The following is a 20,455-nucleotide window of genomic DNA, read 5'->3' as shown; positions in this document are numbered from 1 at the left end:
GATGGTGCCAGCCACCACCGACAACGGACCCGGTGAGAGCGGCTCCTGTGGACAACCGCCCCCGGCGGGAGCGGTTTCTGTGGACAATCCGGCGGGCCCGGCAGACACCCGCCCCGGCCCCGGTACGCGACCGTCGCTCACCCGCCCGTGCGGCCGGGCTGTTCGAAATGGGGGTGCGGCATCCCCGGCGCACCCCCGGTCGCGCTGCTCAGGCGGACACCAGCAGCCGTCCCCGTCGGGAGGCCGCCAGCGCCTCGGGCGTCAGCACCGGACTGGGCACCAGGATCCCGCAGTCCGTGCAGACAGGGCCCGAGGAGGGCTCGTGGGCCAGGTCGTAGGTCCAGGTCAGCTGTTCCCCGTCGCACACCGGGCACTCCGAGCCCGGCTCGCGCTCCAACGCGGAGATCAGCCTGCGCAGCACCTCGGCCAGCGGTTCCCGGGGGTGGCGCCGCGGGTTGTCGCACCACGCGACACCGAAACCGCCCCAGGTCAGCCGGTGCCAGTCATCGACACTGCCCGGCCTGCGCAGCCCGTCGTGCTTCTCCTTCTTGCGCCGCTCGGCGAACTCGACCTCGTAGGCCAGCCAGACCGAGCGCGCCTCCTCCAACTCCTCCAGCGCGGCCACGAGCCGCGCCGGATCGGGGGACCGGTCCTCGGGACCGAACCCGGCCCGGGAGCACAGATGGTCCCAGGTCGCCCTGTGCCCGTAGGGAGCGAATCGCTCAAGGCACTTACGCAGCGAGTAGCGTCGCAGCGCCAGATCGCACCGCGGATCGCGCACCTGTCTCGCCAGACTCCGGAAACCGGCCATCGCCCTGCACCTCCGTCACACCTGCACCTGTACTTCGGTCACTTCGGCGTCGTCGCTTCGGACATCGCCGAATAGACGTATCGACACGCGATTCGGCTCCATCCGATTTCCGATGCCTCCCATCAGCCTCCGGACCGGCTACCAAAACTTGACGCATGTTCATCTTCGAACCCGGGGATACCGCCGGTAACGCCAGACCCCACTCCCGTCGGTAGGAGCCGCCATGCCACGGCGCACCTCACGCACCGCACTCGACAGCCTGAGAACTCCCGGCAGACTCACCGGGTTCCTGAAGACCGCATCGGTATGCGCGCTGATCGCCGGTCTTTTGTCCCCTCTTGGCCAAGCGGCCGCCGCACCCGAGGCCACCGCCGCCAGCGACCACTGCGGCAGCCAGTGCTCCGACATCCTGCCGCCGGGCCAGAACGGCAACGCCACCCTCGCCCAGATCCTCCTCAACCAGGCCTTCGGCTCCCAGCCCGAGCACGCCGAGGACCAGCTCGGTCCCTACGCCAACCTGGCCAAGGGCTACCCCTCGCTCACCAACACCACGATCAACACCTTCTTCAACGACGCCTCCTTCGGCGTCCCCTCCGACCAAGTCGCCTCCACACTCAACCCCGGTGGCCGCAGCGATGTGACGATCGTCCGCGACAAGAAGACGGGCGTTCCGCACATCACCGGTACCACCAGATACGGCACTGAATACGGAGCGGGCTATGCGGCGGCTCAGGACCGCCTGTGGTTGATGGACGTCTTCCGCCACGTCGGACGCGGCCAGTTGACCTCCTTCGCGGGCGGCGCCCCCTCGAACCAGGGCCTGGAGCAGCAGTTCTGGCGCAACGCCCCCTACACCGAGGCCGACCTCCAGGCCCAGATCGACAGCGCGGCAGCCAAGGCCGGAGCCCGCGGCCGGCAGGCCCTCGCCGACGTCGACGCCTACGTGGCCGGCATCAACGCCTACATCGACGCATCCGACAGCGGCCGTTACTTCCCCGGCGAGTACGTCCTGACCGGCCACAAGGACTCCGTCACCAACGCCGGGACCATCGAGCACTTCAAACCCACCGACCTGGTCGCCCTCGCCTCCGTGATCGGCGCGCTGTTCGGCTCGGGGGGCGGCGGCGAGGTCGACAACGCGCTCTCGCTGCTCGCCGCGCAGGAGAAGTACGGCGTGGCCCAGGGCACGGCCGTCTGGGAGTCCTTCCGTGAGCGCAACGACCCCGAGGCGGTCGTCACGGTCCACGACAAGAGCTTCCCGTACGCCACCAAGCCCGCCGACCCGCAGGGCGGGGCGCTCCCGGACGACGGCTCGGTGCGGACCGAGCCCCTGATCTACGACGCCACCGGCACCGGCGCCGGCCAGAGCGCCTCCTCGGCCTCCGCGACGGCGACGGCGGCCGCCCTCGGCTCGGCCCGGCGCGGGATGTCCAACGCCCTCGTCGTCAGCGGCGAGCACACCGCCGGCGGCCACCCGGTCGCCGTCTTCGGCCCGCAGACCGGCTACTTCGCACCCCAGCTGCTCATGCTCCAGGAGATCCAGGGCCCCGGCCTGAGCGCGCGCGGCGCCTCCTTCGCGGGGCTGAGCATGTACGTCGAACTCGGCCGCGGCCAGGACTACGCGTGGTCCGCCACCACCTCCGGCCAGGACATCATCGACACCTACGCCGTGGAGCTGTGCCAGGACGACTACCACTACCTCTACCGCGGCACCTGCACGGCGATGGAGAAGGTCGAGCACAGGAACTCCTGGACCCCGACCACCGCCGACGGCACCGCCGCCGGCTCGTACACGATGCGCGTCTGGCGCACCGCGTACGGCCCCGTCGAGTACCGGGCTACCGTCGGCGGCAAGAAGGTCGCCTACACCACCCTGCGCTCGTCGTTCCTGCACGAGGCTGACTCGATCATCGGCTTCCAGATGCTGAACGACCCGGACTACGTCAAGAGCCCGGAGACGTTCCAGAGCGCGGTGCAGCACATCAACTACACCTTCAACTGGTTCTACGCCGACTCCGAGCACACCGCGTACTACAACAGCGGCGACAACCCGGTGCGTGCCACCGGCGTCGACGCCGACTTCCCGGTCTGGGCGCGGTCGGCGTACGAGTGGAAGGGCTGGAACCCGACGACGAACGCCGCGGAGTACACCCCCGCCTCCGCCCACCCCCACTCCATCGACCAGGACTACTACATCTCCTGGAACAACAAGCAGGCCGCCGACTACTCGACCGCGCCCTGGGGCGACGGCTCGGTGCACCGCGGCAACCTGCTGGAGGACCGGGTCAGGAAGCTGGTCGCGGCGGGTGGTGTGACCCGGGCCTCGCTGGTGAAGGCCATGGCCGACGCGGGCCTGGCCGACCTGCGGGCCGAGGACGTGCTGCCGGACCTGCTGAAGGTGATCAACAGCAGCACGGTCACCGACTCCACGGCCGCGGCCGCCGTGGGCAAGCTCCAGACCTGGCTCAAGGCGGGCGGCAAGCGCACCGAGACCTCGGCGGGCTCCAAGGCGTACGCCGACGCCGACGCGATCCGGATCATGGACGCCTGGTGGCCGCTGCTGGTGAAGGCCGAGTTCGAACCCGGCCTCGGCACCGAGCTGTACAGCGCCCTCACCACCAACCTGCCCGTCGACGAGGCCCCGTCCGCCGCGCACGGCCCGACCGGCTCGCACGCGGGCAGCTCCTTCCAGTACGGCTGGTGGTCCTACGTCGACAAGGACATCCGGGCGGTGCTCGGGGAGACCGTGCGGGGCCCGCTGGCGCGGAAGTACTGCGGTGGCGGCAGCCTCAGCGCCTGCCGGGACCTCCTGATCAGCACGCTGAGGACGGCGGCCGGCAGGACCGCGGCCCAGGTCTACCCCGGTGACGACCTGTGCGCGGCGGGCAACCAGTGGTGCGCCGACTCGATCGTCCAGCGCACCCTGGGCGGCATCAAGCACTACAACATCAGCTGGCAGAACCGGCCGACCTACCAGCAGGTCGTGGAGTTCACGTCACACCGGTGACGCGTCAGCGGCGGCGGGTCACCCGATACGGCCCGCCGCCAGCACCACCCGCGCCAGCTCCCGGTGCACGATGTCGCTGTGCGCCCCGGCCGGCGCCCCACCCCGCCTGACCACCTCGGACGCGTCGATGTTCACGCACCCCGAGGTGGGCAGCGGCGTCCGCAGCGCCTCGGCGAGCGTCCACGCGCGCGTGCCCGGGACCGCCTGCACCCCGTCGAAGCCCATCGCACCCCACTTGGCGCCCAGCACCCGGCCCACGTCCGCCCCGGCCACCCCGCGCGCGTCCCCCGCCATGCGGGAGGCCAGCGGGTACAGGGTGCCGAGCGCGCAGTCGTGCCGGGAGAAGCAGCACACCAGGGGGCCGTCGACACGGTTCTGCTGACCCTGCAACACCCCGCCCGCGCGCGGGTCGTGCGGCAGCCGGGTCGCGAACGCGTAGTGCGAGAAGGCGCCTTGGAGCAGTGTCACGGACTTCACCGTGCGCACCCCCTCGGGCAGCCCGCGCAACGCGAACGACACCAGCCGCCCGCCGAAGCTGTGCCCGATCAGATGCACTCGCACGCCGGGCGCCGCGGCGGCGAGTTGCCCGATCACCCGCCCGAGCCCCCGCTCCCCGACGGTCCCCGCGCGGCGCTTCATGGCGTAGTAGGTCGCCTGCCGCAGCAGTTCGTGGGCGCCGTCCCAGGGGTCGGGGATCGTGAAGCCCGCAGCCCCGTCCGGTGACTCCACGTGCGCCAGCGCCCGCGCGAAGTCCTCGCACACCTCCGCCACCGGCCCGGAGAACATGTCCGGCTCGCTCTGCGGCACGCCCTCCGCCAGCGTGTCCGCCCCGAACAGCGCCTGCGGCCCCGGCGGCACCAGCTCGACCAGCATCCGCACCAGCCGGCCGAACTCCTCCAACTCCGTGTCCTCGCGCGGCTGCTGGTCCAGCAGCCGGGTGATCTGCTCCACCACGGTCGTGCGGCCCGGGAACGTCTCCAGCAGGGCGTGCCGGGTGTCCTTGTCGAGCGCCGGCCGCCGCGTGGACTGGGCCGCGACCGACCGCGGGACGTCGGGGACCGGCTCGTCGGCGAACCGCATCGACGGCCACACCACCCCGGCGAACCCGAGACGGGCGTCCGGCGCGAGCTCGGGGATCGGCTCGAAGAAGCGGCTGTAGAGGCGGGTCGCGGTGGAGCGGTCGCTGTTCCAGCCGTGCGCGAAGACGATCAGATCCCGCACCCCGCGCTCCACGACACCCGCCAGCAGCCGGTCTTGCCGCCTGCCCTCCGGGTCGCCGTCCGCGTCGAACGTCAGCTCCCAGTACGGCCTCACGCTCATCGCCGGTTCCGCCATGACGGGCCCCCTTGTCCCCCGTAGTGGTGCGATGCGGTCGCATCGTCCTGCCAAGGGGCGGGGTTGGCCATACGTAACGGCTCAACTACTTCGGGTTCACCGATAGACGAGATACTTCCGCCGGACCGCCCGGAACGCGGCCAGCTCCGCCCGCCAGCCGGCGACCACCTCGTCCGGGTCGGCCCCCGCGTCGATCGCGGTACGCACCTGGGTGGACCCGGTCAGCCTGTCGATCCAGTTGTCGGGCCGCCAGGCGAAGCCGCTCCACACCCGTTTCGCGGTCACCAGCAGGGCGATCCCGGTGCGCACCGGGTCGTACGTCGCCCGGTCGTGCACATGGATCTGCACCCCGCCGACGGTCCTGCCCTGGAACTTGGAGAACGTGGGCGCGAAGTACGCCTCCCTGAAGTGCACGCCCGGCAGCCCGAGTTCGTTCGCGGCGGCGGCCCAGCGCCCGTCGATCCCCTCGGCGCCGAGCAGTTCGAAGGGGCGGGTCGTGCCCCGCCCCTCCGACAGGTTCGTGCCCTCGAAGAGACAGGTCCCCGAGTACACCAACGCGGTGTCCGCGGTGGGCATGTTGGGGCTCGGCGGCACCCAGGGCAGCCCGGATGCGTCGTAGAACTGCGCACGCCTCCAGCCGGTCATGAGGACGGTGCCCAGGGACACGGGGGCGGTCAGGAACTCCCCGTTGAACAGGCGCGCCAGCTCCGCGACGGTCATGCCGTGCGCCTGTGAGATCGGCTGCCGTCCCACGAAGGTGGCGAACTCCCGGTGCAGTACCGGCCCTTCGGCGGAGCGTCCGGTGACCGGGTTCGGCCGGTCCAGCACCACGAACCGCTTGCCCGCCAGCCGGGCCGCCTCCATGCAGTCGTAGAGCGTCCAGATGTAGGTGTAGAAGCGCGCGCCCACGTCCTGGATGTCGAAGACGACCGTGTCGACGCCGGACGCGGTGAAGACGTCCGCGAGCGCCTGGCCGCTCTTGAGGTAGGTGTCGTAGACGGGCAGGCCGGTCGCCGGGTCGTCGTAGCGGCCCTCGGAGCCGCCGGCCTGGGCGGTGCCGCGGAAGCCGTGCTCGGGGCCGAAGACGGCGATGAGGTCCACGCGGTCGTCGGCGTGCATGACGTCGACGATGTGGCGGGCGTCGCGGGTGATGCCGGTGGGGTTGGTGACGATGCCGACGCGCTGGTCGCGCAAGGGGGCGTAGCCGGTCGCGGAGAGGTTCTCGAAACCGGTGCGCAGGCGGGGGGCCGCGGAGGCCGGGGGTGCGCCGGCGAGTGCGCTCGCCGTCGTTGCTGCCGTGGTCGCCGCGAGGAGAGCTCGTCTGGAGAGGCGCATGGGGGCACGGTATTGCTCCCGCGGGTCGCGGGGAAGGTGCGGGCGACCCGCGGCCTGTCGCACCCCGCGGCGCAGCCGCACACGGACCCGGTCACGCGGCCCCGCGGTGCAGCCGCGCACGGACCCGGTCACGCGGCCCCGGGGGCGGGCGTCCTACCCTTCCTTTCCTACATACCGACTGGTTAGTCTGGCCGTCTTCGCAGAGCCGCAGTCGAAGGAGACCGATGGTGGAAGCCGTTCAGGGTGCTGGTGTCGTCGTCACGGGGGCCGGAGGGGGCATCGGTGCCGCCCTCGCCCGGCGGTTCGCCGCCGAAGGGGCCCGGGTGGTCGTGAACGACCTGGACGGCGACCGCGCCACGACCGTCGCCGAGGAGATCGGTGGGATCGCGCTGCCCGGTGACGCCTCCGCCGTCGTCGACGACGCCCGCGACGCCCTCGGCGGCACCGTCGACGTCTACTGCGCCAACGCCGGTGTCGCCTTCGGCGGGGAACTCGACGAGCAGCTCGACGAGACGGGCTGGGCCACGTCCTGGGACGTCAACGTGATGGCCCACGTGCGGGCCGCCCACGCGCTGCTGCCCGGCTGGCTGGAGCGGGGGAGCGGACGGTTCGTGTCCACCGTCTCCGCGGCCGGGCTGCTGACCATGATCGGCGCCGCGCCCTACAGCGTCACCAAGCACGGGGCGTACGCCTTCGCCGAGTACCTGTCGCTGACCTACCGGCACCGCGGGGTCAAGGTGCACGCCATCTGTCCGCAGGGCGTGCGCACGGACATGCTGGACGCGACCGGCAGCGCCGGTGACCTGGTGCTCAAGCCGACGGCCGTGGAACCGGACGACGTCGCGGAGGCTCTCTTCCAGGGCATCGCCGAGGACCGGTTCCTGATACTGCCGCACCCCGAGGTCGCCGGGTACTACCGGGCCCGGGCAGCCGAACCGGACCGCTGGCTCGGCAACATGAACCACCTTCAGCGCAAGTGGGAGGAGACGCGGTGACCGAGTCCCGTTACGCGGGCAAGCCCTGGGTGGCGCTGCTCGACGACGCCCAGCGCGCCCCGATCGACCCCGCCGACTCCCTGGTCCACGCCCTGCGACGGTCCGCCGCCGAGGCCCCGGACCGCCCCTTCCTCGCCTACTTCGACGGCCGCCTCACCTACCGCGAGGTCGACGCGCTGAGCGACTCCGTCGCCGGGCACCTCGCCGCGCGCGGTCTGGAGCGCGGCGACCGGGTGGCGATCCTGTTGCAGAACTCCCCGCACTTCGTGCTCGCCCTGCTGGGCGCGTGGAAGGCGGGCGCGGTCGTGGTGCCCGTCAACCCCATGTACAAGTCCGGGGAGGTCGGCCACGTCCTGCGGGACGGCGAGGTGGCCGCGCTGATCTGCTCCGACCGGGCCTGGGAGTCGTACCTGCGCGAGACGGCCGCCGGCTCGCCGGTGCGGATCGTGCTCACCGGCTGCGAGCTGGACTTCCAGACCCGCGACGACGCGCGCGTGCTGACCTTCGAGCGGCTGCCGCGGGCCGCCGACGCCGACGACCTGGCCGCGGTGGCCCGCGCGGACCACCCCGCGCCTGAGGGCCGCGACCCGGCACCGTCCGACATCGCGCTGATCAGCTACACCTCGGGCACCAGCGGCACCCCCAAGGGCGCCACCAACACGCACGGCAACATCATGTACAACGCCGAGCGGCAGCGCACCGGGCTGGCCCTGCCCGAGGGGCCCGTCTACTACGCGCTGGCGCCGCTGTTCCACATCACCGGGATGGTCTGCCAGCTCGGCGCGTGCCTCAACAGCGCGGGCACCCTGGTGCTGACGTACCGCTTCGAGACCGGGGTCGTCCTGGAGGCGTTCGCCGAGCACCGGCCGCACTACACGGTCGGCCCCTCCACCGCCTTCATGGCGCTGGCCGCCCACCCGGACGTCACCCCGGACCACTTCTCCTCCTTCGTCACCATCTCCTCCGGCGGCGCCCCCCTGCCGCCCGCCCTGGTGGAGAAGTTCCGTGCCGGGTTCGGGCCGTACATCCGCAACGGCTACGGCCTGACCGAGTGCACCGCTCCGTGCGCCTCCGTGCCACCCCATCTGGAGGCGCCCGTCGACCCGGCCTCCGGGACGCTCGCCGTGGGACTGCCGGGCCCGGAGACGGTCGTGCGGATCGTCGACGACCAGGGCGCCGAGGTGCCCTTCGGGGAGCAGGGCGAGATCGTGGTGCGCGGACCGCAGGTCGTGCCCGGCTACTGGCGCCGCCCGGACGCCACCGCCGAGACCTTCCCGGACGGCGAGCTGCGCACCGGCGACATCGGCTTCATGGACGCCCAGGGCTGGCTGTACGTCGTGGACCGCAAGAAGGACATGATCAACGCGTCCGGCTTCAAGGTGTGGCCCCGCGAGGTCGAGGACGTGCTGTACACCCACCTGGCGGTACGCGAGGCGGCCGTCGTCGGGGTGCCCGACGGGTACCGCGGGGAGACCGTGAAGGCCTACATCAGCCTGCGCCCGGGCGCCGACACCGACCCGGATGAACTCGCGGTGTACTGCAAGGAGAGACTGGCCGCCTACAAGTACCCCAGGCAGGTGGAGATCCTGCCCGACCTGCCGAAGACGGCGAGTGGGAAGATCCTCCGGCGGGAACTGCGTTCTCGCAGGCAGGACGAGCAGTAGCGCACAACGAGCGGTATGAACGGAAAGGCAGGAGGCGGCACAGTGCCCAGGACGACCGACGGGGACGGCACGCCCGTTCCGCAGCGGCTGCTGGCCGCCGCCACCCGGCTCTTCGCGGAGCAGGGCTACGACCGCACCTCCGTGCAGGAGATCGTCGAGGCGGCCGGCGTCACCAAGGGGGCGCTGTACCACTACTTCGGTTCCAAGGACGACCTCCTGCACGAGGTGTACGCGCGCGTGCTGCGCGTCCAGCAGGAGCGCCTCGACTCCTTCGCCGACGCGGACGAGCCCATCGAGAAGCGGCTGCGGGGCGCCGCCGCGGACGTCGTCGTCACGACGATCGAGAACCTCGACGACGCGTCGATCTTCTTCCGCTCCATGCACCACCTGAGCCCGGAGAAGAACAAGCAGGTGCGCGCCGCCCGCCGGCACTACCACGAGCGCTTCCGCGCGCTGGTCGAGGAAGGCCAGCAGGCGGGCGTCTTCTCCACGGCGACGCCCGCCGACCTGGTGGTGGACTACCACTTCGGTTCCGTCCACCACCTGTCCACCTGGTACCGCCCCGACGGCCCGATGAGCCCCCAGGAGGTCGCCGACCACCTGGCCGACCTGCTGCTGAGAGCCCTGCGCCCGTAGCAGCGCCAGGACGTGCGCACGGGGCGGTCGCTCAAGGCGACCGCCCCTTGGCGCTCAACTCACAGGTACTTCTTCAGCTCCCGGCGCGCCAGCGACCGCTGGTGCACCTCGTCCGGACCGTCGGCGATCATCAGCGTCCGCGCCCCGGCGTACAGCTCCGCCAGCGGGAAGTCCTGGCTGACCCCGCCCGCGCCGTGCAGCTGGATCGCCCGGTCGATGATGTCGACGACGGCGCGCGGCGTGGCGATCTTGATGGACTGGATCTCGGTGTGGGCGCCCCGGTTGCCGACGGTGTCCATCAGCCAGGCCGTCTTCAGCACCAGCAGCCGCAGTTGCTCCACCGTCACGCGCGCGTCGGCGATCCAGTTGTGCACCACGCCCTGCTGGGCCAGCGCCTTGCCGAAGGCCGCACGCGACACCGCCCGCCGGCACATCAGCTCGATCGCCCGCTCGGCCATCCCGATCAGCCGCATGCAGTGGTGGATCCGGCCCGGCCCGAGGCGCGCCTGGGCGATGGCGAACCCGCCGCCCTCCTCGCCGATCAGGTTCGACACCGGCACGCGCGCGTGGTCGAAGATCACCTCGGCGTGGCCGCCGTGGGAGTGGTCCTCGTACCCGAAAACCTGCATCGCCCGCTTGACCGTGACGCCGGGGGTGTCACGGGGGACCAGCACCATGGACTGCTGACGGCGGATGTCGTCGCCGTCCGGGTCCGTCTTGCCCATCACGATGAAGATCTTGCAGTCCGGGTTCATCGCCCCGGAGATGTACCACTTGCGGCCGGTGATGACGTACTCGTCGCCGTCACGCTCGATGTACGTGGTGATGTTCGTGGCGTCCGAGGAGGCCACCTCCGGCTCGGTCATCGCGAACGCCGAGCGGATCTCACCGGCGAGGAGCGGCTCCAGCCACTGCTTCTTCTGCTGCTCGTCCCCGAACTGGGTGAGCACCTCCATGTTGCCGGTGTCCGGTGCCGCGCAGTTCAGCGCGGTGGGCGCGAGCTGCGGGGAACGGCCGGTGATCTCGGCCAGCGGCGCGTACTGGAGGTTGGTCAGCCCGGCCCCGTACGCGGGGTCCGGCAGGAAGAGGTTCCACAGCCCCTGCCTGCGGGCCTCGGCCTTCAACTCCTCCACCACGGCCGGCGTGTCCCACGGCGACGCCAGCCGGGCACGCTGCTCCTCGGCGACGGCCTCGGCGGGATAGACGTGCTCGTCCATGAAGGCGAGCAGCTTGGCGCGGAGTTCCTCGGTGCGCGCGTCGAACGCGAAGTCCATGGCGGGTCAGCCTTCCTGAAGGGTGGTCAGGCCGTGCGAGATGAAGACGGGGACGAGGTCGCCGATGCGGTCGAAGCCGGCGCCGACCGTCTGGCCCAGGGTGTAGCGGTAGTGGATGCCCTCCAGGATCACGGCGAGCTTGAACCACGCGAACGCCGTGTACCAGGAGACCGTCGAGACGTCGCGCCCCGAACGGGCCGCGTACCGCTCGACCAGCTCGGCCGGGTCGGGATGGCCCGGCGCCGTGGCGGTCGTGGAGACGGGGGAGTCGGGCAGGTCCAGCGGCATGCTGTACATGACCAGCAGGCCGAGGTCGGTGAGCGGGTCGCCGAGCGTCGACATCTCCCAGTCGAGGATCGCGTTGATCCGGTCGGCACCGGTGTCCGGGTCGGGCCCGATGAGCACGTTGTCGAGCCGGTAGTCACCGTGGATCACGGTCGCGGTGGGGGAGGTGGGCAACCGGCGCCCCAGCGTCGCGTGCAGCTCGTCGATGCCGGCCAGTTCGCGGTTGCGGGAGGAGTCCAGCTGCTTGCCCCAGCGGCGCAGCTGGCGGTCCAGGAAGCCCTCGGGGCGGCCGAAGTCGGCGAGGCCCACCTCGGCGGGGTCCACCGCGTGCAGTTCGACGAGCGTGTCCACCAGGGACAGCACCGCGGCCCGGGTGCGCTCCGGGCCGAGCGGGAGCAGCTGGTCGGCGGTGCGGTACGGGGTGCCCTCGACGAACTCCATGACGTAGAACGGTGCTCCGATGCCCGCCGTGTCCTCCTCGGACTCGCACAGCAGCAGCGGTTTGGGGACCGGTACGTCCGTCGGGTGCAGCGCGCTGATCACCCGGTGCTCGCGCTTCATGTCGTGCGCCGTGGCCAGGACGTGGCCCAGCGGGGGACGGCGTACGACCCACCGCGTGGTGCCGTCGGACACCGTGTACGTGAGGTTCGACCGTCCGCCCTCGATCAGCCGGCCGGTCAGGGGGCCGTGGACCAGACCGGGCCGCTCGCGGTCGAGCAGGCCGCGCAGCCTGTCGAGATCCAGTCCGGGCGGATGGTCGGGGCTCATGCGTCGCTCCTACGGGCAGGTGAACGGTACCCGAAACATGATGCCGACCGGTCGGTATGCCGTCCAGTGCGTGGAGCGAACGTGATCTGAGCCACGATAGGCCGACAGCTCCCCGTCCGGTGCGACGGGGAGCTGCGGTGACGTCTTTTCGGTCACGTGGTCAGTGGTCGTCCCAGTGCTCCTCGTGCCGGGCGTGCCGGTGGCCGTCGTGCAGATAGTCCACGTGGTCCCCGTGCAGCACGCTCTCGTGTCCGCAGGAGTCGCCGTGCGCGTGGTCGTGGCCGTCGTGGGTGACGTGCCCGCCCGGCTCGCACTCGTCCCAGTGGCCGCCGTGCTCCCGGTGCAGATGCCCGCCGTGCGCGTAGTCGACGTGGTCCCCGTGCGGTACCTCGGTGTGCCCGCAGTCGGGTCCGTGGGCGTGGGAGTGGGAGGCGTGTTCCTGGTGGAGGGTGCTCATGGTGCTCGCCTTCGCAGATGTGCCGATGCCGTCGGACAGGCTGCCACGCGAACGCCGCGTATCGGGGCATCCCGCTTGCGTGGCGTCCCGTTACCCCGGAGGGTCGAAGCCATGAAGGGCATCAGCTACTCACGCTACGGCGGACCCGAGGTCCTCGCATACGGGGATCTGCGCGACCCCACGGTCGGGGTCGACGGGGTACTGGTCAAGGTCCGGGCGGCGGCGGTCAACCCGGTCGACTGGCACGCCCGGGAGGGGCACCTGGAGCAGATCCTGGACCCCGTCTTCCCGGTGGTCCCCGGCTGGGACGTCAGCGGTGTCGTCGTCCGACTCGGCGTCTCCGTCCCGGAGTTCGCGATCGGCGACGAGGTCATCGGCTATGTCCGCGAGGACTTCCTCTCCCGGGGCACCTTCGCCGAGTACGTGGCCGCCCCCGTCCGCACCCTCGCCCGCAAGCCCCGCAACCTCTCCTTCGAGGAGGCGGCGGGGCTGCCGCTGGCCGGACTCACCGCCTACCAGGTGCTGGTCAAGGCCCTCCAGGTCAAGCGCGGCGAGACGGTCCTGGTGCACGCGGCGGCGGGCGGCGTGGGCTCCCTCGCCGTACAGCTCGCCCACCACTTCGGCGCCCGGGTCATCGGTACGGCGAGCCCGGGCAACCACGACTTCGTACGGAGCCTCGGCGGCGAGCCCGTCGCGTACGGCGAGGGTCTGGCCGAACGGGTGCGCGGGCTGGCCCCCGAGGGCGTCGACGCGGCGTTCGACACCATCGGTGGCGAGACCCTGACCACCTCGGCGAACCTCCTGGCCCCCGAGGGCCGCCTGGTCTCCATCGCGGACGGGAACGTCGTCACCTACGGCGGCCGCTACGTCTGGGTGCGCCCGGACGCCGAGGACCTCCGGCGCCTGTCCGCGCTGGCCGAACAGGGCGTGGTGTCGGTGCACGTGTCACAGACCTTCCCGCTGGAGCGGGCGGCGGAGGCACAGCGGCTGAGCCAGGAGGGGCGGACCCGGGGGAAGATCGTGGTGACGGTGGACCCGGAGCCGGAGCGGCGGCCGGAGGAGCGGGAAGGCGACGACCGGGCCTAGTGCCGCGGCGGGCGCCTCGTGCCCATCAAGGAGCGGCGTCCGGTGCGCCGCCCCCTCAGGGCTCCCGGTGTGCCGACCGGAAGCGCTGGGGGGGGGCGTGCCGGGGCGAGCTGCCTGCGCCCGCCCTAGAACACCAGCGCGGCTCCGCAGAGCGCCATGGCGACGGTGCACAGGGTGGCCGCGCTGGCATGGCGCGGGGTGAGCGCGGAAGGGACCCCGGGGGCCGCGAGGGCGCGGATGCGGCGGTGCGCGACGAGCAGGAGGCCCAGCCACAGGACGCCGGCCAGCGCACAGGCGACGACACCGGCGGCGGACGGACCCCCGTGCAGCGCGGTCTTCGCGGCGAGCACGGCGCAGACGGTGCCGGACAGGGTGGTGCGCCGCCAGGCGAGACGGGTGCGTTCGGGCTGGAGCCCGGGATCGCGTTCCTCGGCGGTGCCGACAGACCGCGTCGCGCTCACCCCTCCCACCCGACGAGCACGACCAGCACCATCGCGACGGCGACGACGGCCACGACGACACCCAGCAGCGCCGGGAACCGGGAGACGGGCAGATCCTCGCCCCGCCGCATCGCCCGCTCGCACCGCATCCAGTGGTTCACCGCGCGCAACGAGCACAGCACCCCGGCGGCGAGCAGCGCGAGCGCCAGCCCCACCCGCCAGCCCCAGCGCAGATCCGGCAGGAACTGGTCCACGGCGAACCCGCCGCCGATGAGCGCGAGGGCGGTCCGCAACCAGGCCAGAAACGTGCGCTCGTTGGCGAGCGAGAACCGGTAGTCGGGCGTGGTGCCCTCCTCCCGGACCTGCTCGGGGGCGAACCACAGCCGGACGTTGCGCACGAAGCCGATCACGTCCCGACCCTACCGGGGTGCAGGCATCCGCCCTGGTCGAGGGGGAGACGTGTCAGCCCGCCGCCCGGTGGGCGCGGAGCCGTTCGTACGCGTCCCGTCCGTCCGGCACCCACTGCCACTCGCCGAGCCGCCGCTCCACCTCCTCCTCCGGCAGGAAGTCGTACCAGGCGACCTCCTCGACCTGGGGGTTCACCGGCAGCTCGCACCGGACCTCGTACACCGACGACCACCAGGTCTGCCCGGCCCCGTCGTCGTACAGGAACTTGAAGAGGAACTCGGGAGCGGGCAGCCCGGACACCCCCAGCTCCTCCTCGGCCTCCCGCAGAGCCGCCTCCTCGTAGGACTCGCCCGCGCCGACGACACCGCCGACCCACATGTCGTACAGGGACGGGAAGACCAGCTTGGTCGCGGTCCGCCGGTGCACGAAGAGCCGCCCCGCGCGGTCCCGCGCCTGGATGAACACACACCGGTGCCGCAGCCCCTTGGCGTACGCCTCACCCCGCGGCGACTGCCCGACGACTCGGTCGTCCTCGTCGACGATGTCGAGAATCTCGTCAGCAGAACTCATGCCCCTCATCCAAGCAGGCCTTTCGACGAGACCGGTCGCCCCACCCGCGACGCCTGTGCCTCGGGTCCGGCCCCGGCGGCCCGGCGCGGCCTCAGTGCGGCTGGAGATCCCGGGGTCGTGTGGTCCGCTCGGATGTCCCGCAGGGCATCGCCGGGTGGAGGCCCAGCAGCACGATGCCCGCCACGACCGCGGCGAGGCCGGCCGCCTCCCAGGCCAGGGCGCCCGTGTCGGTGCGGAGGCGGTCGCCGAGGAAACCCACGCCGCAGATGATGCCGGCCAGGGGCTGGGCGGCGGTGAGGGCCGGGAGGGACATGCGCAGGGAGGCCGTCTCGAAGGCGCTCTGGACCAGGACCAGGCCGGTGACGCCGAGGGCCAGCACGGCGTAGGGCTGCCAGCCGGTGAGCAGCTCCACCAGGCCGCCGGCGGAGAAGCGCTGGCCGCTCACCCGCGTCAGGGCGTCCTGGACGCCGTAGAGCAGGCCGGCGGCGACGGCGAGCAGGGCCGGGCCCGCGACGAGGCGGGAGCGCTTGGCGTACGTCGTCAGCAGCAGCGCGAGGCCGATCATCGCGCCGATGATCAGCCAGTGCCGCAGGGGGTCGGTGACCGCCGTGCCGCCGCGCGGCTCGCCCGCGACGATGAACGCCGTCACCCCGCCCGCGAGCAGCAGCAGGCCCGCCCAGCCCTGGCGGCCCAGCGGCTGCTTGCTCTGGTGGCGGGAGAGGGCCATCGCGAACAGCAGGTTCGTCGCCAGCAGGGGCTCCACCAGGGAGATCTCGCCCTGTCCCAGCGCGATCGCGCCCAGCGCCATGCCGACCACCATCAGCGCGATACCGCCCAGCCAGCGCGGCATCCTCATCAGGTCCAGCAGCAGCCGGGGCGAGAGGAAGTCGTTCAGGGGTGCCCGCTGGGCCGCGTCCTGCTGGAGGACGAAACCGAGGCCCAGACAGCAGGCGGCGCTCACGGCGAGAACCAGGACAAGAACCGACACGCTGCGTACCTCGATCACTGGGCCGGGCTGCGGGGCGGGGGTAAGGGCCGACTTTAATGCCCCGGGACGCGGCTTGCTCCCGGGAGTACCCGGAACCGGGCGGTTGACTCGGTCGCCCGTACGACCGTCCCGCCATGCTCCGACGCCCGGCCTCGCGGCGCCATGGCGTACGCCACACCCACGGCCCCCCGTATGCCCTGTGCCCGCCAAAAGTGATCACAACTGCCTCATGCGTCACACTAGTTGAACCGTGTAACAGCCGTTCCGGCCTTGACGGGAAGCCTTGGCTGCGGGTTTGCTGTCCGTGACCAGCTGCCCACACAACCGAACTACGACGTCGAGCAACGTCGCGTGAGGAAGTCTCCGCGGTGTCTCCACCCCCGCCCCCACTGGGCCGCAGCCGCAGACGCGCGGCCCAGGCCTTCGACGCCGCCCTCGACGACGCCGAACTCGCCGCAGCCCGCGCCGCGTTGGCCCAGGGCCGCTGGCAGGCCGCCCGCTCCCTGCTCGCGCACTCCGGCGACGACTGGGACCTGCGAGGCCACCGGGTGACCGTCCTCGCCCTGGAGCCCTACAGCGCCGCCTGGACCCGCGACTGGCTGCTCGCCGAACCCGAGTCCGCCGACGCCGCCGTCCTGCTCGCCCTCGCCCAGGTCCAGCGCGCCCTGCGCGGCAAGGAGAAGCCGGACCGCGCCCGCGATGCCTGCCGTACCGCCGCCGAGCGGGCCCCCGCCGACCCCACCCCCTGGCTCGGGATGCTCATGCTGGAGAAGGGCACGGTCGGCGCCCAGGCCGCCGTCCGGATCTTCGAGGAGGTCCGCCGGCGTCACGCCGACCACCACCACGCCCACCACCTGATGGTCGCCCGCCTGGCCGAGCACCGTGCCGAGACCGGCCCGGACCCCCTGCACGAGGTCTACGACTTCGCCAACTGGGCCGCCGAACAGGCCCCGGCCGACTCGCCCCTCGCCATCCTCCCGGTCATCGCGCACGCCGAGCGCTACCGCGTCCTCGCCGCCGCCGGCCACGAACCCCCCGACCCGGCCGCCTCCGGCCACTGGGTCGGCCGCCGGGCCCGCCAGGTGATGAAGGCAGCCTTCGACTGGTGGCTGGAATGGGAGCACGAGGGCCATCCCCGGCGCCTGGTCGACCTCAACTTCCTCGCCCACGCCAAGGTCAACGAGGGCCGGGGCGCCGAGGCCGCCGCCCTGTTCCACCGCATCGGCGAGCACGCCACCCCCGCCCCCTGGTCGTACCCCGACCGGGACCCCTCCGCGGCCTTCCGCGCCGCCCGCGACAGCGCCCTCGGTACGACGTAAGCCCCCCGGCACCCCCTGACGGCCCCCGGCCCCCGGCCCCCGCCAGCCCTTCCCCCGAAAAGGACGGTCTCCCCCGTGACAACGGACAGTTCGAGCCCGAGCAGAACCGACGGCATCAGCACCTTCAAGGGCCAGGACCGGGCCCTGCGCGCCGACCGCCTCGGCACCGGTGGCCTGCTGCTCTCCGTGCTCGCGGCGACCGCCCCCCTCATGGTGGTCGCGGGTGTCATGCCCACCACATTCGCGGTGATGGGCATCGTCGGACAGCCCCTGCTCTTCGTCCTCCTCGGCGTGATCCTCGTCCTGTTCGGCATCGGCTACGCCGAGATGAGCCGGCACGTCCACAACGCCGGCGCCTTCTACGCGTACATCTCCCGAGGCCTCGGAGGCACCGCCGGCGCGGGCGCGGCGATGGTCGCCCTCGTCGCCTACAACGCCCTCCAGGTCGGCATCTACGGCATCTTCGGCTTCGAGGTCTCCGGCCTCTTCGCCACCTACGCCGAGACGGACGTCGCCTGGTGGATACCGGCCCTGGTGGCCGCGCTCGTCGTCGGCGCGCTGGGCTGGCTGAAGATCGACGTCAACGCCAAGGTGCTCGGCGTCCTGCTGGTCATCGAGGTGGCCCTGGTCGTCATCTTCGACATCGCCGCCGTCGCCGACCCGGGCAAGGAGGGCCTGTCCCTGCACGCCTTCAACCCCGACACCCTCACCGGCGCGGGCGTCGGCACCGCGCTGTGCTTCTGCATCGCCGCCTTCCTCGGCTTCGAGCAGGCGCCCGTCTACGCCGAGGAGACCAGCCGCCCGCACGTCCTGGTGCCCCGGGTGATGTTCCTCGCCGTCGGCGGGGTCGCCGTCTTCTTCGCGCTCAGCAGCTGGGCCCTGACCGTCGCCACCGGCCCCTCGGCGATCGTCGGGGAGTCGCAGAAGCAGAGCGCCGGGCTGCTCTTCGGCCTCACCGAGTCCCGCCTCGGCGGCACCTTCACCGACGCGCTGCACATCCTCTTCGTGACCGGCATGTTCGCCGCGATGCTCAGCTTCCACAACGTCGTCGCCCGCTACGCCTTCGCCATGGGCCGCGAGGGTCTGCTCCCCGCCGCCTTCGGCCGCACCACCGGCGCCAGCGGCGCTCCCGGCACCGGCTCGCTGCTCCAGACGGCCGTCTCGGTGGTGGTCGTGGCCGCCTTCGCGGTCGCCGACGACAAGCCGACCGGCGACCCGACCGTGCCCGTCCTGCACCTGTTCACCTGGTTCGGCAACATCGGCGCCCTCGGAGTGATCGTCCTGATGGCGGCGGCCTCCTTCTCGGTGGTCGTCTTCTTCGCCCGCCGCGGGGCCGCCGGCGCCCAGGCCTGGCGCCTGGTCACCTCCGCACTGGCCGGCCTCGCCCTGCTGGTGATCGCCGGCTACACCGTGAAGGACTTCGATGTCCTGGTCGGCTCGGGGCCGGACTCGTCGCTGAACTGGCTGCTGCCCGGCATCATCGTCCTGGCACTGCTCGCCGGCGTGGTCCAGGGCCTGCTCCTGCGCGCCCGCTCGCCCGAGGCGCACGCCCGCATCGGCCTGGGCAACGAGGCGTTCCAGCTGGACAAGGCGGCCTCTTCGTAAGGAGTGGTTACGGAAGTCTGACGGGCACCCGCGAACCCTGGTCCGCCAGGGCCCGCGGGTGTTCGAATGGTCAGGTGAACTCCGGACAGCCCGAGGAACAGGGCAGGCCCATCGGCCGCCGCGTCCTCCTCGGCACCCTCGGCCTCGGCGCCCTCGGCGTGGTCGCCGCGCCCACCCTCCAACGCGGCCTGGAGTCCTTCCTCGGCGGCGCGGCCGACAAGGACCCCACCGGCCTCACGGGTCTCCTCCCCAACGGCGGCGGCTTCCGCTACTACTCGGTCGCCTCCTCCGTCCCGCACAAGAACGCCGCGACCTACCGCCTGAGAGTCGACGGCCTCGTCGACCGCCCGGCCACCTACACCCTGAACGACCTGCGCGCGATGCCCCAGACCCGGATGGTCAAGGACGTCCAGTGCGTCACCGGCTGGCGCGTCCCGGGCACCCCCTTCGAGGGCGTCCGCCTGTCCCGGCTGCTCGACGCCGCCGGGGTCCGCTCCACGGCCACGGCGATCCGGTTCAGCTGCTTCGACGGCACGTACACCGAGAGCCTCACCCTCGACCAGGCCCGCCGCGCGGACGTCCTGGTGGCCCTGCGCATGCGGGACGAGGACCTCGGCCACAGCCACGGCGGCCCGGTCCGCCTCTATGTGGCGCCGATGTACTTCTACAAGTCCGCCAAGTGGCTCTCCGGCATCACCGTCACCGAGGACGTGGAACCGGGCTACTGGGAACGGCGCGGCTACGACGTCGACGCCTGGGTCGGCCGGTCGAACGGGCGGGACGATGAGCCTACGAGCTGACGCCCCCGCCCCCGAGTCGTCCCGCGTCCGGCGCTTCGGCCGCAGCCAGCGCTGGGTGCACCGCGCGACGGCCGCCCTGATGGGCGTGTGCGTGCTCAGCGCGGCCTCTCTCTACCTCCCCCAGCTCGCCGAACTCGTCGGCCGCCGCGAACTGGTGGTCCGCGTCCACGAGTGGTCCGGCCTCGCCCTGCCCCTTCCCGTCCTGATCGGCCTGGCCTCCCGGCACCTCCGCGCCGACCTCGGCTTCCTCAACCGCTTCGGCCCGCACGACCGGACCTGGCTGCGCGCCGCCCTGCGCCGCGACAAGCGGCCCTCGGCACGCCCGGCGGGGAAGTTCAACGCCGGGCAGAAGGTCTACGCCGCCTGGATCGCGGGCGCCACGCTCGTGATGCTCGGCACCGGCCTGCTGATGTGGTTCACCCACCTCACCCCGATCCAGTGGCGCACCAGCGCGACCTTCGTCCACGACTGGCTGGCGCTGACCATCGGCATCGTCCTCGCCGGCCACATCGGCATGGCGCTGGGAGACCCGGAGGCCCGCCGCGGCCTCAGGACCGGGACCGTGAGCCGGGAATGGGCCGAGCGCGAGCACTCCCTGTGGCATCACTGACCGGCTGACCGTGACCCCGACCGCCCGGCGGCCCGGCCTGCCGCCCCGAAGTCGGCGCGGGG

At 72.2% G+C, this 20,455-nt stretch carries 19 protein-coding genes; 9 read left to right on the top strand and 10 right to left on the bottom strand.

Translation table 11 applies throughout. The features are described from left to right. Window positions 1–208: 208 nt before the first annotated feature. Window positions 209–811 (bottom strand): hypothetical protein, encoded by a 603-nt coding sequence (locus ACZ56U_RS33900; protein ID WP_469087754.1) that lies wholly within the window; start codon window positions 809–811, stop codon window positions 209–211. A gap of 223 nt (window positions 812–1,034) precedes the next feature. On the opposite strand from ACZ56U_RS33900, the gene ACZ56U_RS33895 reads away from it, so the two are divergent. After that, window positions 1,035–3,818: a penicillin acylase family protein gene (locus tag ACZ56U_RS33895; protein ID WP_469087753.1), complete on the top strand. Its 2,784-nt coding sequence runs from the start codon at window positions 1,035–1,037 to the stop codon at window positions 3,816–3,818. Window positions 3,819–3,836: 18 nt separating this feature from the next. Here ACZ56U_RS33895 and ACZ56U_RS33890 read toward each other — a convergent pair whose 3' ends face one another. Beyond that, window positions 3,837–5,153, bottom strand: coding sequence for a serine-threonine protein kinase (locus tag ACZ56U_RS33890; RefSeq protein WP_469087752.1), 1,317 nt, complete (start codon window positions 5,151–5,153; stop codon window positions 3,837–3,839). A 96-nt stretch (window positions 5,154–5,249) separates the two neighbouring features. Next, entirely contained in the window at window positions 5,250–6,488 is a 1,239-nt protein-coding gene (locus tag ACZ56U_RS33885; protein ID WP_469087751.1) for an exo-beta-N-acetylmuramidase NamZ family protein, read from the bottom strand. Between the two features lie 224 nt (window positions 6,489–6,712). On the opposite strand from ACZ56U_RS33885, the gene ACZ56U_RS33880 reads away from it, so the two are divergent. From ACZ56U_RS33880 to ACZ56U_RS33870, 3 genes are read left to right on the top strand one after another with little or no spacing between them, the layout of a single operon-like run. After that, window positions 6,713–7,483 carry an SDR family oxidoreductase gene (locus ACZ56U_RS33880; protein ID WP_469087750.1) on the top strand — a complete coding sequence of 257 codons (771 nt, stop codon included), beginning with the start codon at window positions 6,713–6,715 and terminating at the stop codon, window positions 7,481–7,483. Then, on the top strand, window positions 7,480–9,147 hold the full coding sequence (locus tag ACZ56U_RS33875) for a class I adenylate-forming enzyme family protein (protein ID WP_469087749.1): 1,668 nt from the start codon (window positions 7,480–7,482) through the stop codon (window positions 9,145–9,147). The genes ACZ56U_RS33880 and ACZ56U_RS33875 overlap by 4 nt, the downstream gene beginning before the upstream one ends. A 42-nt stretch (window positions 9,148–9,189) precedes the next feature. After that, entirely contained in the window at window positions 9,190–9,783 is a 594-nt protein-coding gene (locus ACZ56U_RS33870) for a TetR/AcrR family transcriptional regulator (protein ID WP_391240364.1), read from the top strand. 59 nt (window positions 9,784–9,842) lie between these two features. Here the strand turns inward: ACZ56U_RS33870 and ACZ56U_RS33865 are convergent, their stop codons facing one another. From ACZ56U_RS33865 to ACZ56U_RS33855, 3 genes are all read right to left on the bottom strand, one after another. Further along, the gene (locus tag ACZ56U_RS33865; RefSeq protein ID WP_469087748.1) at window positions 9,843–11,057 is read right to left on the bottom strand and encodes an acyl-CoA dehydrogenase family protein; all 1,215 of its coding nucleotides are present in this window, start codon (window positions 11,055–11,057) and stop codon (window positions 9,843–9,845) included. Window positions 11,058–11,063: 6 nt separating this feature from the next. Beyond that, window positions 11,064–12,110, bottom strand: a complete 1,047-nt coding sequence (locus ACZ56U_RS33860) for a phosphotransferase family protein (RefSeq protein ID WP_469087747.1) — start codon at window positions 12,108–12,110, stop codon at window positions 11,064–11,066. Window positions 12,111–12,270: 160 nt separating this feature from the next. Next, window positions 12,271–12,567: a hypothetical protein gene (locus ACZ56U_RS33855; protein ID WP_469087746.1), complete on the bottom strand. Its 297-nt coding sequence runs from the start codon at window positions 12,565–12,567 to the stop codon at window positions 12,271–12,273. A gap of 111 nt (window positions 12,568–12,678) precedes the next feature. Here ACZ56U_RS33855 and ACZ56U_RS33850 point away from each other — a divergent pair, with 111 nt between their 5' ends. Next, complete coding sequence (locus ACZ56U_RS33850; protein WP_469087745.1) at window positions 12,679–13,653, top strand: NADP-dependent oxidoreductase; 975 nt, start codon at window positions 12,679–12,681, stop codon at window positions 13,651–13,653. Between the two features lie 125 nt (window positions 13,654–13,778). Here ACZ56U_RS33850 and ACZ56U_RS33845 read toward each other — a convergent pair whose 3' ends face one another. The 4 genes from ACZ56U_RS33845 to ACZ56U_RS33830 form a co-directional block, all read right to left on the bottom strand. Continuing rightward, entirely contained in the window at window positions 13,779–14,114 is a 336-nt protein-coding gene (locus tag ACZ56U_RS33845) for a DUF202 domain-containing protein (protein WP_469087744.1), read from the bottom strand. Then, window positions 14,111–14,503 (bottom strand): YidH family protein, encoded by a 393-nt coding sequence (locus tag ACZ56U_RS33840; protein WP_469087743.1) that lies wholly within the window; start codon window positions 14,501–14,503, stop codon window positions 14,111–14,113. Before ACZ56U_RS33840 ends, ACZ56U_RS33845 begins: the two co-directional genes overlap by 4 nt. Window positions 14,504–14,555: 52 nt before the next feature. Further along, a complete protein-coding gene (locus ACZ56U_RS33835) occupies window positions 14,556–15,071 on the bottom strand; it encodes an NUDIX domain-containing protein (protein ID WP_469087742.1) in 516 nt (171 codons plus the stop codon). Between the two features lie 91 nt (window positions 15,072–15,162). Beyond that, window positions 15,163–16,059: a DMT family transporter gene (locus ACZ56U_RS33830; protein ID WP_469087741.1), complete on the bottom strand. Its 897-nt coding sequence runs from the start codon at window positions 16,057–16,059 to the stop codon at window positions 15,163–15,165. 368 nt (window positions 16,060–16,427) lie between these two features. On the opposite strand from ACZ56U_RS33830, the gene ACZ56U_RS33825 reads away from it, so the two are divergent. From ACZ56U_RS33825 to ACZ56U_RS33810, 4 genes are all read left to right on the top strand, one after another. Further along, entirely contained in the window at window positions 16,428–17,378 is a 951-nt protein-coding gene (locus tag ACZ56U_RS33825) for a hypothetical protein (RefSeq protein WP_469087740.1), read from the top strand. A 75-nt stretch (window positions 17,379–17,453) separates the two neighbouring features. Then, window positions 17,454–18,983 carry an APC family permease gene (locus tag ACZ56U_RS33820; RefSeq protein ID WP_469087739.1) on the top strand — a complete coding sequence of 510 codons (1,530 nt, stop codon included), beginning with the start codon at window positions 17,454–17,456 and terminating at the stop codon, window positions 18,981–18,983. Between the two features lie 74 nt (window positions 18,984–19,057). Beyond that, the gene (locus ACZ56U_RS33815) at window positions 19,058–19,783 is read left to right on the top strand and encodes a molybdopterin-dependent oxidoreductase (RefSeq protein WP_469087738.1); all 726 of its coding nucleotides are present in this window, start codon (window positions 19,058–19,060) and stop codon (window positions 19,781–19,783) included. After that, window positions 19,767–20,393 carry a cytochrome b/b6 domain-containing protein gene (locus ACZ56U_RS33810; protein WP_469087737.1) on the top strand — a complete coding sequence of 209 codons (627 nt, stop codon included), beginning with the start codon at window positions 19,767–19,769 and terminating at the stop codon, window positions 20,391–20,393. The genes ACZ56U_RS33815 and ACZ56U_RS33810 overlap by 17 nt, the downstream gene beginning before the upstream one ends. Window positions 20,394–20,455: the final 62 nt, after the last annotated feature.

Source organism: Streptomyces sp. NPDC034103 (genome assembly GCF_055575395.1).
Note: the sequence above shows the minus strand (reverse complement) of the source record. Positions and strands in the feature narration are given on the sequence as shown.